A 13,542-nucleotide genomic window follows, 5' to 3' on the forward strand; every position below is an offset into this window, starting at 1 on the left:
CTGGGGTGCGGGGTGGCCGGCGGCTGCCCCTTTTTTTGTTTGTGCCCGGCCCGGGAGTTTGTGCCTGGCCTGGGAGTGCGGGGGTGTTTGAGGGGCGCCGGGGACCGCCCCTTTCTGGGTTTCGAGGGTGGGCGGTGGGAGGGTTGGGCGGCGCCGTACGGGGTGTGCTCCGGTACTTGGAGGAGTGCTTCCCGTAGCGGAAACGAAAACGCCCTGGTCGGAGCGACCAGGGCGTTGAAGTCAAACAGGTTCAGGGGGTGACGAACAGGCCGTCGCCGACCGGACGTTCGGCACCGTCCGAGGGCTGGTTGACGACCTTCCCACGGACCACCATCGCGCTCGATCCGCCTCCGTCGAGGTTGATGGCCTGCTTGGCGCCCAGCCAGCGCATCAACTGAGCGGCCTCGACCATCGACGCTCCCACGGTGACGCCCGGGATGCGGCCGTCGATGGTGGCCAGGATCAGTCCGCCGTTCTTGGTGACGCCCGCCATCGTCCGAGGGTGACGGCGGAGCATCATGTTGAGGGAGGCCTGCCCGTCGGCGAGAGCGGTGATGTGGATTCGGCCGTTCTTGACCAGGCCTACGCCGCCCGCCATGACGTATGTCTCGGGGGTGAGGGGAACGGCCCGCCGGGTCCGCAGATCGATGACCTTGGTGTCCACCTTCACCGTCGCGGTCTCCGCGGCGTGTTCGAGCAGCCAGTCGGACATGAGGCCGGTGCCGTGCAGTACGGAGAAACCGCGCGGGACGACGCCACCCGCCTGACGGGCCGAGACGACCCTTCCCTGGGGGTCGATCACGGCCTCGGTGCCGCCGTCGGCCGCGGTCTTGGTGCCGAACTCCTCGGTGTAGAGGACGAGTTCGTCGGCGGCCGGCGCCCGGTTGACTCCCTGGATCGCGGTCTTCTCCCCGTCGGATGAAGTGGCTGTGACAGCCGACCTCAACTCGGTGATCTTGACCTTCCTGCCGTTCAGGATCAGTCCGGTCCGGCCTTCCACGGCCTCGCTGAGGAGTTTGCCGCCGACCACGGAGATCCCCATCGGATCTCCCTTGATCTCCTTGACCGTGTGGATGTTGAAGAAGCCGCCGTTGACGCCGGCGATGGCACCGACGAGCTTGCCCATCGAACTGGTGGTCTCGCGCTTGGCGATGGACTTGCCGATGCTCGTTTTGAACGATCCCCGGAAGGTTCTGGGGTCGATCGTCAGCACACGCAGGTTCCAGGGGCCGGTCGTCTCCAGGCCGTCGTCACCGAGGTAGTCGGCCTTGGCCTTGATGTCGAATCCCTTGAGTTCCTTGACCACCTTGTCCGCCTCGGCGCGCTTCTTGAACGGCCACTGCCCGACGCGGACCAGATAGCGTTCCACGGAGGGGGCGTCAGCGGCGGCGGGTTGGACGACCTTCTGGACCTCCGGGGTGAATCCGGCGGACTCGACCTCGGAGGCCTTCGCCTGGGCGGTGGCCAGACTGCCGTCCTCGTGCCCGTTGGGCATCAGCACGGCCACGGTCCAGCCCTGGGTGGATGTGCCGTGCCTTACGGTGAAAAGGTCGACTCCGGGAGCCACGTTGCGTTGCTTCGTCACCGGGGCCACTCGTTCGCCGAGCGGGAACGCCGAGGAGGGGAAGGGCAGGGTCGCCTGTCCCGCCTGGGCGGGCATCGCTGTCGCTACGAGTGTGATGGCGGAAAGCCCGACGACGAGACGTCGTGACATGAATATCTCTCCCCGTTGGTGATCAGACTGCGGCGTACCATCGTGCCGAAGATCTACCTACCGGGGTGGGCGAAACACGCTAAACGTATTGAGAAAGTGTTCTTTCCCACACGGTGTCTTTGCGGGCGAAGCCTCTCAGACCCTCTGTTACGCGAGGGACCTGCGCCAAGCGAATGGGCCGTATGGAAATCCACTTTCCATACGGCCCGTAGCTGGGACTCAGGACACGGAGTGATACACCTTGCGAAGGGTCTCGTGGACGATCCAGGTCGTTTTGGTCCCTGCGGAGAGCAGGCAGACCGAGCCCGGGGTGAGTTCGATGCTGGTGCCGTTCTCGACTTCGAGGGTCGCGCGGCCGGCCAGGACCACGAAGATCTCGTCGTTCTCCACGTCGGTCACGGTTCCGGGGGTTATCTCCCAGATTCCCCGGCTCTGCGAGCCGTCGGGCGACGACCAGAGCTCCACGGAGGAGACCTGGGGCGAGCCCGCGAGGATCTGGGCGGGGTCCAGCTCGTCGGGCGACAGCCGTACGTCTCCGGCGGGGACGGCGAAGACGCCTGCGGCGCCGACCATGCGGGCAAGGTCGGCGGCCTCGGGGACGAGGATCTCGGGCATGGGGGCCTTTCAGGTGCGGGGGTTGTCTCTCCGGAACGACTCCAGCGCCAGAAGCGCCACGTGGAGGGAGAGACAGGACTCGACATCGTCCAGGTCGATGTCGAGAACACGTTCCAGCCTACGGAGCCGGTCGTAGAAGGCGGGCCTCGACAGGTGGGCCTTCTGCGCGGCGACGGCCTTGTTGCGGCCCGCGGCCAGGTAGACGCGCAGGATTCCGGTCAGGTCGCCGCCGCGCTGGGCGTCGTGGGCCAGCAGGGAGCCGAGCTCGCGTTCGGCGAAGGTCTGCAGGCGGGCGTCGTCCCGGAGCAGGTGCAGAAGGCCACGTAGCCGCAGGTCCGGCAGCCGGTAGAAGGGGCGTCCGTCGGGTTGTCTGACGGCCACGTCCGCGACCTGCTCGGCTTCGAGGAAGCTGCGCCGTACGTCGCGGAGCGAGTCGACCACGGATCCGGCGGCCAGGACGAAGGGTGTGGCGAAGGTCATTCGCAGGCGGTCGGCGAGTGCGGTCAGCGAGGGCTCGGCGAGGGTCCGCGGGGGCAGGGGGAGCAGGACACCGACGCGGTCCTGGTCCAGGGCGCCGACAAGGGCGGGGAGGCGGGCGTCGCGGCAGGCGGAGGCGGCGGCCTCGGCCAGCTCGTCGAGCCTCACGAGCCGCTCCTGCCCTTCGAGGGAGTCGTCCTGTGGATCACACAGGCGTAGCACCACGCTGATCAGCTTGCGTCCGGTGAGCGGCACGCCGACCGCCCTGGCGCGGGCGGCGGCCTCCTCCGGGTCGGCGTAGGAGTGGGTCAGGATGCCGGTGATGATCGTGCCGTGGGCCTGGCGCTCAAGGGACTCCTGATGGCGTTCCAGCAGGCGACCCAGGGCGAGGGTGGTCGCGGCGCGCTCGGCGAGCACGACGTCACGCGGTCCTGGGATGCCCTCGCAGAGCAGGATCAGGCGGCCCCAGTCCTGGCCGCGCGCGCCGACCGTGGTGACCAGCCAGCCGGAGGAGGAGTCGTAGGCGGTCCTGCCCTCGGGGGCGACCGCCCGTGAGCGGGTCTCCCAGCTGGCCAGCAGCGTCCCGGTGTCGCGGCCCGCCGTCTCACAGGCGAGCACCTGGTGGGCGAGGTTCTCCAGCAGCACGGGGCGCCCGGAGAGGCGTGCGACCTGGCTGAGGACCTCCGCCGGGGAGGCGCCCTCGACCGACAGCTCGGTGAACACCTCGTGGAGCTGCTCTGAGGCGCGCAGCTCCTCAAGCTGGATGTCGATGATCCTGGCGTGCACCGACTCGGTGATCTGCACGAAGGGGGTCTCACGGGCGAGAGTGACCAGGGGCAGGCCGTGCTTCTCCGCGGCGTTGATCACCGATCGGGGCAGCTCCCTGATGAACTTGCGGCCCAGTTCGACGATCAGGCCGGACGCGCCGACGGCGGCCAGCTCGGCGACGTAGGCCGTCAGGCCCTCCTGGTCGTCGGGCAGCGCGATGCCGGTGGTGAGAACGAGTTCTCCGCCGCGCAGCAGGTGGGCGATGTCGGTGACCTCGCCGACGTGGACCCAGCGGACCCGGGTGCCGAGCCGGTCGGCTCCCGCGACCACCCGTGGGTTGCCCCGGCGGACGGTGTCCAGGGCGAGAACGTCGGCGATGGTTGGGAGCACTCGTTGAGAGTATCCGATCAGCCTGTAAGTTAGAATGCCGCCTGCTTTACAGCCTGAAAGGTCAACTCCCTCTTTGAGTGGACCTTTCTCTGCGTTCAGGCGGATTTCCCGCCTAATCATCAACCGCCCGGCCTCCCCGTCCACTGGCCTTAGGATGACTTGACCTTTTCTCGGCCGAACGAACGCGGTGGTGAACATGGTTGAGACTACGGACGGAACGAGACGTGGTTCCACACAGGCCGCCGGTGTGGAGGAGCTCGATCTGCGTCAGCTTCTGGCGGGGCTCACCGCCGTACGGGACGGTGACTTCGGCACCCGGTTGCCCGACGAGGGCGACGGTCTGCTCAAGGAGATCGCCACCGTCTTCAACGGGATGGTGGACCAGCTCTCCCTGTTCACCTCCGAGGTGACGCGGGTGGCCCGTGAGGTCGGCACGGAGGGCCAGCTGGGCGGGCAGGCCGAGGTGCCCGGCGTCTCCGGCACCTGGAAGGACCTCACCGACTCGGTCAACGCCATGGCGGGCAACCTGACCGACCAGGTCCGTGACATCGCCCAGGTCGCCACCGCCGTGGCCACCGGTGACCTCTCGCAGAAGATCACGGTGGACGTCCGAGGCGAGATCCTGGAGCTGAAGAACACCCTGAACACGATGGTGGACCAGCTGTCGTCGTTCGCCGACGAGGTGACGAGGGTGGCCCGTGAGGTCGGCACGGAGGGGCGGCTCGGCGGGCAGGCGGAGGTGACCGGCGTCGCGGGGACCTGGCGTGACCTGACCGACTCGGTGAACTTCATGGCGGGCAACCTCACCGACCAGGTGCGCAGCATCGCGCAGGTCACCACGGCGGTGGCCAGGGGTGATCTGTCGCAGAAGATCACGGTCTCCGCGCGGGGGGAGATCCTGGAGCTGAAGAACACCATCAACACGATGGTGGACCAGCTGTCCTCCTTCGCCGACGAGGTGACGCGGGTGGCCCGTGAGGTGGGTACCGAGGGGCGGCTCGGCGGCCAGGCGGACGTCAAGGGCGTCTCCGGCACCTGGCGCGACCTGACCGACTCGGTGAACTACATGGCGGGCAACCTCACCGACCAGGTACGGAACATCTCCCAGGTGGCGACCGCGGTGGCCAGGGGTGACCTGTCGCAGAAGATCACGGTCTCCGCGCGGGGGGAGATCCTGGAGCTGAAGGACACCATCAACACGATGGTGGACCAGCTGTCGTCGTTCGCCGACGAGGTGACGCGGGTGGCCCGTGAGGTCGGCACGGAGGGGCGGCTCGGCGGCCAGGCGGACGTCAAGGGAGTCTCCGGCACCTGGAAGGCGCTCACCGAGTCGGTCAACGTCATGGCCGACAACCTCACCGCGCAGGTGCGCAGCATCGCCGAGGTCACCACCGCGGTCGCCAAGGGCAACCTGTCGCAGAAGATCCGGGTCGACGCCAGAGGGGAGATCCTGGAGCTGAAGGACACCATCAACACGATGGTGGACCAGCTGTCGTCGTTCGCCGCGGAGGTCACGCGGGTGGCCCGTGAGGTCGGCAGCGAGGGACGGCTCGGCGGCCAGGCGGAGGTCGAGGGTGTCTCGGGCACCTGGAAGCGGCTGACCGAGAACGTCAACGAGCTCGCGGGCAACCTCACCCGTCAGGTCCGTGCGATCGCCGAGGTGACCAGCGCCGTGACCTCGGGCGATCTGACCCGTTCCATCACCGTGGACGCCTCGGGGGAGGTGGCCGAGCTCAAGGACAACATCAACTCCATGGTGAAGTCCCTGCGGGAGACCACCCTGGCCAACCAGGAGCAGGACTGGCTCAAGTCCAACCTGGCCCACATCTCCGGTCTCATGCAGGGTCATCGTGATCTCGCCGTCGTGGCCGAACTGGTGATGAACGAGCTGGCCCCGCTGGTCCGCGCGCAGCATGGCACGTTCCTGCTCGCCGAGGAGGCGGGTGGCCGCTCGGAGCTGCGGGTCGTCGGCGGCTACGGTCATCGGGACACCAGCCGCCGCTACGGCTTCGGGGAGTCGCTGGTGGGGCAGGCGGCCCTGGCCAAACGCCCCATCCTGGTCGAGGACATCGCCGACGGCTATCTCACGATCTCCTCAAGCCTGGGGGCGGCAGGGCCGGTCAACCTCATCATCCTGCCGATCATCGTCGAGGATCAGGTGCTCGGGGTGATCGAGCTGGCCAGCCTGAACAGGTTCACCCCGGTGCACCGGGCCTTCCTCGAACAGCTGGTCGGCACCATCGGCGTCAACGTCAACACCATCGTCGCCAACGCCCGGACCGACTCCCTGCTCGCCGAGTCACAGCGCCTGGCCACGGAACTGCAGATGGGGCAGGAGGAACTCCAGCGTTCCAACGCCGAGCTTGAGGAGAAGGCCGAGCTGCTCGCCCGGCAGAACCGCGACATCGAGACGAAGAACAGGGAGATCGAGCAGGCCCGCCAGGAGCTTGAGGAACGCGCCAAGCAGCTCGCCCTGGCCTCCAAGTACAAGAGCGAGTTCCTGGCGAACATGAGCCACGAACTGCGCACCCCGCTCAACTCGCTGCTGATCCTGGCCCAGCTGCTGGCCCAGAACCCGGCCCGCAACCTCACCGCCAAGCAGGTGGAGTACGCCAACGTCATCCACTCGGCAGGCACCGACCTGCTGCAGCTGATCAACGACATCCTCGACCTGTCCAAGATCGAGGCCGGCAAGATGAACGTCAGCGTCGAGCCGCTGCCGCTACGGCGCCTGCTCGACTACGTCGAGGCCACCTTCAGACCGCTGACCACGGAGAAGGGTCTCAGGTTCGACGTCACCATCGCCCCGGACGTGCCCGGAGAGCTGCTCATGGACGAGCAGCGGCTGCGCCAGGTGGTGCGCAACCTGCTGTCGAACGCGGTGAAGTTCACCGAGAGGGGTTCGGTCGGGCTGCGCATCGAGCTGATCGAGGAGACCGACCTGCTGGGGGTCCCGGGCCAGGAGGTGCTCGCCTTCCACGTCGTGGACACCGGGATCGGCATCGCCGAGGAGAACCTCTCCCAGATCTTCGACGCCTTCCAGCAGGCCGACGGGACCACCAGTCGCAGATACGGCGGCACCGGTCTGGGACTGTCCATCAGCCGTGAGATCGCGGCCCTGTTCAAGGGCGAGATCAGGGCGGTCAGCGTCCTGGGGCAGGGCAGCACCTTCAGCCTCCGGCTGCCGGTCGCGGACGTCGCCCCCCGCGGCCGTGACGTTCCGGCCGCCGGGCCCGTGGCGAGGGCGGTCGTCCTGCCGGGGGAGGAACAGGCCGGTGGGGAGGGGCGCCGCCTGCTCGTCGTCGAGTCACGCCGGGGCGGGCTGCTGTCCCAGCTCGCCGAGAGCGTCGCGGCCGACCTGGACGAGACGCACGGGCCGGTCAGGGTGGCCACGGCCAACGACCCCGTCACCGCGGTCGAGGCCCTGAGGCGGGACGACCATCACTGCATCGTGCTCGACCTCGGGATGTGGCAGGACGGGGCGGCGGAGTTCCTGCGCGGGCTTGAGGAGGACCCGGTGCTGCGTGAGCTGCCCGTGCTCGCCCACCACACCCGCACGCTCACCCGGCCGCAGGAGGACCTTCTCAAGGGTCGTTCGAATCCCCAGCCTCTGGAGCTCCTGCCGAGTCTCGACGAACTGCGCGAGCGCATCACGTTGCACCTGTCGGCCCAGGCGCGCGGCGCGGTTCTGCCACTGGTACGGCCTGACCTGGACGAGCGGCCCCACGCGCTCCGGGAGGCGGACGCCGTACTGGCCGACAAGAAGGTGCTGGTGGTCGATGACGACGTGCGCAACGTCTTCGCGCTGACCAACATCCTGGAACTGCACGGCATGCGGGTGCTGTACGCGGAGAACGGCCGCAAGGGCATCGAGATGCTGTCGTGCAACGAGGACGTCGACCTGGTCCTGATGGACATCATGATGCCGGAGATGGATGGTTACGCGGCCACCGCGGCCATCCGCAAGATGCCGCGCTTCGCGGACCTGCCGATCATCGCGGTCACAGCCAAGGCCATGCAGGGCGACCGGGAGAAGACACTGTCGGCGGGGGCGAGCGACTACGTCACCAAACCCGTCGACGCGCAGGAGCTGCTCACCCGCATCCAGCAGTGGATGTCGCCGTGAGCCCCCTCATCGCTGCTTGAGGCGCGCTTCGAGGCCGTCGAGGAAGCAGGTGAGCCCGAAGTCGAAGTTGACGGCGCGGAGGGCCTGCTGGTCGAGGTCGGCGTACTCGGAGTAGCGGGCGGCCAGTTCGGGATAGTCGTTCGCGGCACGGGTCACGATGTCCGTCATCGCCTTGACCAGGTCCTGCTCGTTCAGCCCGGATCGCCTGGTGGCGGACCGCCAGGCGATCTCCGGCAGGGTCGTGCCCAGCACGTAGGCCATCATCGTCGAGGCGGCGTGGTCCAGGCCCATGCCGGTGAACCCCGCCTTGGCGAAGGTGCGCATCAGCCCGTCGGACAGGCGCATGGCGTTGGGGCCGATGCTGGGCATGGTTCCGATGAGCACCGCGGACCAGGGGTGGGCGAAGAGCGCCTGGCGCACACCGTAGGCGAAGGCCGAGGCCGCGTCGCGCCAGCCGCTCGTCTCCGGGTCGAACGGCGGGACCTCGCTGAAGACCTCGTCGAGGACGAGTTCGAGAAGGTCGTCCTTGTTGGCCACGTGCCAGTAGATGCTCGTGGCCCCCGCCCCGAGTTTGGTGCCCAGGCGGCGCATGCTCAGCGCCTCCATCCCCTCGGCGTCGAGGATCTCCATGGCCGCGCGCACGATCTGCGCCCGGCTCAGCGTCGGGCTCTTCGAAGGACGCTTCTCACGGGTCCACACCGAGGACAGGGGCTGTTCCACATCCCTAAGCATACGGCTGATAATACGGTGTTCGATTTATCGCACAATGTGCGAGCGCCGAGGGCGGGCATCCGAGGGTGAGGGGGATGTCACGGAAGGGTGCCAAAAATTCATGTATTTCAGATTGCTTAAGTGGGAAATATGGGCGACGATGGTTCATGAGTCGCCCGAGCCCGTGGAGGTGGACATGGCCGGCACAGCCCGCGTCTGGCGAACGTCCGGGCGTGCCGGTGCGAGGGCCCGTGGCGTTCGGGGCCTTCGTGGCTCAGGCGACTCACGGCGTCCCGGTCTGGCCGGGGCCGCCTCCTCCGAGAAGCCCGGGCGGGGAACCTGGGGGGTGCTCCGCCCGGCATCCTGTACGGCTTGCGCCAACCGTCGCAGGGCGCAAGCCGTACAGGAACTCGGAGGTAGGACTGGAATGGCGTTCTAACAACATGATGGCTTTGCCGGTCATATCCCGACAGTCTGGTGGTTTGAGCAGGTGGGGTAACCCGACATACTCGTTGTATGTCGGACCTTTTTGCACGCCACCGCGCGGTAATGCCCCACTGGTTGGCCCTCTACTACAACGAGCCCATCGAGATCGTCGGCGGCAAGGGCAACCGGGTCGTCGACGCCTCCGGTAAGAGCTATCTGGACTTCTTCGCGGGCATCCTGACCAACATGATCGGCTACGACGTGCCCGAGGTGCGCGAGGCCGTGGAACGTCAGCTCGCGACCGGCGTGGTGCACACCTCCACGGTCTATCTGCTCCGCGGCCAGGTCGAGCTCGCCGAGAAGATCGCCCGGCTCTCCGGCATCGAGAACGCCAAGGTCTTCTTCACCAACTCGGGCACCGAGGCCAACGAGACCGCGCTGCTGTTGGCGACCTACGCCCGCCGGTCCGACCAGGTCCTGGCCATGCGGCAGAGCTACCACGGCCGCTCCTTCGGGGCGATCAGCGTGACGAGCAACCGCTCCTGGAAGAACAACTCCCTGTCGCCGCTGAACGTGCACTTCCTGCACGGCGCCGACCGGCACCTGACCCAGTTCCGCGGCCTGTCCGACGCCGACTACATCGCCGCCTGCGTGGACGATCTGCGCCACGTGCTCGCCACCTCCGTCGGAGGCGACGTGGCCGCGCTGATCGCCGAGCCGATCCAGGGGGTCGGCGGCTTCAGCATGGCGCCCGACGGGCTGTTCGCCGCCTACAAGGAGGTCCTCGACGCCGAGGGCGTCCTGTTCATCTCCGACGAGGTGCAGACCGGCTGGGGCCGTACCGGTTCGGCGTTCTTCGGCATCCAGAACCACGGCGTCACGCCGGACATGATGACCTTCGCCAAGGGGCTCGGCAACGGCTTCGCGGTCGGCGGCGTCGTGGCGCGGGGTGACCTGATGGACGGCCCGCACGCGGCCGGCCTCGCCACCTTCGGCGGCAACCCGATCTCCATGGCCGCCGCCAACGCCACCCTCGACTACGTGCTCGACCACGACCTGCAGGCCAACGCCGCCAGGACCGGCGCTCTGATCATCGACGGGCTCAGGCAGGCCGCGCCGCGTCTGCCGATCGTCGGTGACGTGCGGGGCAAGGGCCTGATGTTCGCCGTCGAACTGGTCGACCCGGCGACCGGGGCACCCTCTCCCGCGATCGCGGCCAAGTTCATGGAGGAGACGAAGAAGGCGGGCCTGCTGGCGGGCAAGGGCGGCCTGTACGGCAACGTGCTGCGGATGGCCCCGCCGCTCACCCTGACCCAGGACGAGGCCGCCGAGGGCCTCGGGATCATCGTCAACGCGCTCGAAACCGTCAACGCCGAGGTCACGTCGTGAAGAACATCACCCACTGGATCGACGGCGCCCTCACCGAGGTTCCCGAGGCGGGCCGTACGTCGGAGATCTTCGACCCGGCGACCGGCCGGGTGGCCGGGCACGTCCACCTGGCCTCGACGGAGGAGGTGGACGCGGCCGTCGCCTCGGCCGTGGCCGCCTACCCCGCATGGAGGGACTCCTCGCTGGTCAAGCGCTCACAGGTGCTCTTCCGCTTCCGTGAGCTCCTGAACGCCAACCGTGACGAGCTGGCCCGGCTCATCTCGGCCGAGCACGGCAAGGTCCACTCCGACGCGCTGGGCGAGGTCGCCAGGGGCATCGAGGTCGTCGAGTTCGCCTGCGGCATCCCGCACCTGCTCAAGGGCGGCTTCTCCGAGGGCGTCTCGACCCGGGTCGACTCCTACTCGATCCGTCAGCCGCTGGGCGTCGTCGCGGGCATCACCCCGTTCAACTTCCCGGCCATGGTGCCGATGTGGATGTTCCCGATCGCGATCGCGGCGGGCAACGCCTTCATCCTGAAGCCCTCGGAGCGGGACCCGTCCGCCTCCCTGCTGCTGGCCGGGCTCTGGAAGGAGGCGGGGCTGCCCGACGGTGTCTTCACCGTGCTCCAGGGTGACAAGGTCGCGGTCGACCGGCTGCTTGAGCACCCCGACGTGCGGGCCGTCTCGTTCGTCGGCTCGACCCCGGTCGCCCGTTACGTCTACGAGACCGGCAGCGCGGCGGGCAAGCGGGTACAGGCGCTCGGTGGCGCGAAGAACCACATGCTCGTGCTGCCCGATGCCGACCTCGACCTCGTCGCCGACGCGGCGGTCTCGGCGGGCTTCGGCTCCGCGGGGGAGCGGTGCATGGCGATCTCCGTCGTGCTCGCCGTCGACCCGATCGGGGACGAGCTGGTCGACAAGATCGTCTCCCGAGTCTCGGCGCTGACCGTCGGCCCCGGCGACGACCCGGCCTCCGAGATGGGACCGCTGGTCACCGGGGCACACCGCGACAAGGTGGTCTCCTACCTCGACCTGGGGGTGTCAGAGGGGGCCAAGCTCGTCGTGGACGGCCGCCTGACCCCGGTGCGCGGTGGCACGACGGCCGAGGAGACCCCCGGTTTCTGGCTCGGCCCGACGGTCCTGGACCACGTCCCGGCCGACTCCCGCGTCCATCGCGAGGAGATCTTCGGGCCGGTGCTGTCGATCGTGCGCGTCTCCTCCTACGAGGAGGGGCTCGGCCTGATCAACAGCGGTGAGTACGGCAACGGCACCGCCGTCTTCACCAACGACGGCGGCGCGGCCAGGCGCTTCCAGAACGAGGTCGAGGTCGGCATGGTCGGCATCAACGTGCCGATCCCGGTGCCGATGGCCTTCTACAGCTTCGGCGGCTGGAAGGCGTCACTGTTCGGCGACAGCCACGTCCACGGCACGGAGGGCGTGCACTTCTACACCCGGGGCAAGGTCGTCACCTCCCGCTGGCTCGACCCGAGCCACGGTGGGGTCAACCTCGGATTCCCGACCAACCGGTAGCCGCGCGGGCGGTGACGGGACGGCCCCGCGGGAAGATCTCCCGTGGGGCCGCTCCGTATGTGGACGGGGCTCCGCGGGCGGCCGATAGGCTCCGGACAGATCGAGTCGTAGGGGGAGCTGCGTGAGCGGGGACAGGTTCCGGCGTACACGTCTCGGCGCACTGGCCGGTGTTGTGGCCCTGACGGTCTGTCTCCCGGTCGCGACGGCCCCCGGCGCGCTCGCCCGGCGGGCGGCCGTTCAGGACACGCGGTCCCCGACACCGACACCGAGCCCGAAGCCTTCGGCGTCGATCGGCAAGGGGGAGGGCACCCTGCAGGTGCTCACCTACCAGGGCCACGTCGAGTACGGCGGCGCGACCGCGAGCGCCGACTGGCTCTCGCCCTTCGAGAAGCTCACCGGCTGCAGGGTCAGCAGGCTCGACCGGGTCCACTCCGGCGAGGAGATGGCGGAGAAGGTCCGTTCGGCCTCCTACGACGTGATCTCGGCCTCCCCCGACCTGGCCGGCAGGCTGATCGCGGACGGCGCGGTCAGGCCGCTGGACACCACGCTCCTGCGGTCCTACAAGGACATCCCCCGGCGGCTGCGTGAACTGCCCGCCACCCGGGACGCGAGCGGCAAGGTCTACGGAGTCCCCTATCTGTGGGGGACCAACCAGGTCATACGCGAGCCCGGCGCCCCCGACGGGCCGGACGCGGTCTACCGGACGGAGCAGTCGGCCGTCAGGGACACCCCGCTGAGCATCGCCGACGCCGCCCTGGCACTCAGGCGGACCAGGCCGGAGCTGGGGGTCAAGGACCCCTACCAGCTCACCCCCGCCCAGCTCGACGCCGCCGTCGGGCTGCTGGCCGAGCACGACGGGCCCCGCCGGGTGTACTGGACAAGCACCCTGGAGGTGATCCAGGCCTTCTCGACGGGGGAGGCACACGTGGCCCAGGCGCTGCCGTACCACCTGGATCTCTTCGAGCGCGCGGGCAGGACGGTCGAGCGGGAGAAGGGGCCGGTGACCGGGTGGGCCGACGCCTGGATGGTCGGGACCGGCGCCACCAGCCCCAACTGCGCCTACAAGTGGCTCAACTGGGTCGGCTCCGCGGACACGCAGCACTCGGCCGCCGCCTGGACGGGGCTGGCGCCCGCCAACGTCAAGGCCTGCGACGGCGAGGTCCGGAGGCTGTGCGACGCCTACCACGCGCGTGACGACCGCGAGCTCGGGCATGTCCTCTTCGCCACGCGTCCGACGAAGGACTGCGGTGGTTCGGGTGGGGAATGCACTGACTACACCGAATGGGAAAAAAGGTGGAAGGACCTGGTGAAGTGAGCGGGGTGGCCACCGCCCGCGGCTGAACGGGACGCCCCCTCCGTCCATGTGTGAGGCGGCCACGGTTTCCGTGGGGGCGTCCGTCACCCGCGACGAATCCGGT

8 protein-coding genes are annotated in these 13,542 nt (G+C 68.7%); 4 read left to right on the top strand and 4 right to left on the bottom strand.

Translation table 11 applies throughout. The features are described 5' to 3' along the window. Positions 1-250: 250 nt before the first annotated feature. The 3 genes from ACIBVQ_RS00005 to ACIBVQ_RS00015 all read right to left on the bottom strand — a co-directional run bounded on the left by ACIBVQ_RS00005 (position 251) and on the right by ACIBVQ_RS00015 (position 3,964). Positions 251-1,714 (bottom strand): phosphodiester glycosidase family protein, encoded by a 1,464-nt coding sequence (locus ACIBVQ_RS00005; RefSeq protein WP_352008387.1) that lies wholly within the window; start codon positions 1,712-1,714, stop codon positions 251-253. Between the two features lie 219 nt (positions 1,715-1,933). Beyond that, positions 1,934-2,329 (bottom strand): cupin domain-containing protein, encoded by a 396-nt coding sequence (locus ACIBVQ_RS00010; protein WP_352008388.1) that lies wholly within the window; start codon positions 2,327-2,329, stop codon positions 1,934-1,936. A 9-nt stretch (positions 2,330-2,338) separates the two neighbouring features. Continuing rightward, on the bottom strand, positions 2,339-3,964 hold the full coding sequence (locus ACIBVQ_RS00015) for a PucR family transcriptional regulator ligand-binding domain-containing protein (protein ID WP_352008389.1): 1,626 nt from the start codon (positions 3,962-3,964) through the stop codon (positions 2,339-2,341). Between the two features lie 196 nt (positions 3,965-4,160). On the opposite strand from ACIBVQ_RS00015, the gene ACIBVQ_RS00020 reads away from it, so the two are divergent. Continuing rightward, complete coding sequence (locus ACIBVQ_RS00020; protein WP_399174650.1) at positions 4,161-8,090, top strand: HAMP domain-containing protein; 3,930 nt, start codon at positions 4,161-4,163, stop codon at positions 8,088-8,090. Positions 8,091-8,096: 6 nt separating this feature from the next. Here ACIBVQ_RS00020 and ACIBVQ_RS00025 read toward each other — a convergent pair whose 3' ends face one another. Beyond that, positions 8,097-8,810 (bottom strand): TetR/AcrR family transcriptional regulator C-terminal domain-containing protein, encoded by a 714-nt coding sequence (locus tag ACIBVQ_RS00025; RefSeq protein WP_352008391.1) that lies wholly within the window; start codon positions 8,808-8,810, stop codon positions 8,097-8,099. Between the two features lie 507 nt (positions 8,811-9,317). Here ACIBVQ_RS00025 and ACIBVQ_RS00030 point away from each other — a divergent pair. From ACIBVQ_RS00030 to ACIBVQ_RS00040, 3 genes are all read left to right on the top strand, one after another. Further along, positions 9,318-10,616: an aspartate aminotransferase family protein gene (locus ACIBVQ_RS00030; RefSeq protein ID WP_399174653.1), complete on the top strand. Its 1,299-nt coding sequence runs from the start codon at positions 9,318-9,320 to the stop codon at positions 10,614-10,616. Next, positions 10,613-12,124 carry a CoA-acylating methylmalonate-semialdehyde dehydrogenase gene (locus tag ACIBVQ_RS00035; protein WP_352008393.1) on the top strand — a complete coding sequence of 504 codons (1,512 nt, stop codon included), beginning with the start codon at positions 10,613-10,615 and terminating at the stop codon, positions 12,122-12,124. The genes ACIBVQ_RS00030 and ACIBVQ_RS00035 overlap by 4 nt, the downstream gene beginning before the upstream one ends. Before the next feature lie 121 nt (positions 12,125-12,245). After that, positions 12,246-13,439 (top strand): extracellular solute-binding protein, encoded by a 1,194-nt coding sequence (locus ACIBVQ_RS00040; RefSeq protein WP_399174655.1) that lies wholly within the window; start codon positions 12,246-12,248, stop codon positions 13,437-13,439. The last annotated feature ends 103 nt before the right edge of the window (positions 13,440-13,542 follow it).

The organism is Streptosporangium sp. NPDC049376 (assembly GCF_044466505.1).
Lineage (GTDB): Bacteria > Actinomycetota > Actinomycetes > Streptosporangiales > Streptosporangiaceae > Streptosporangium.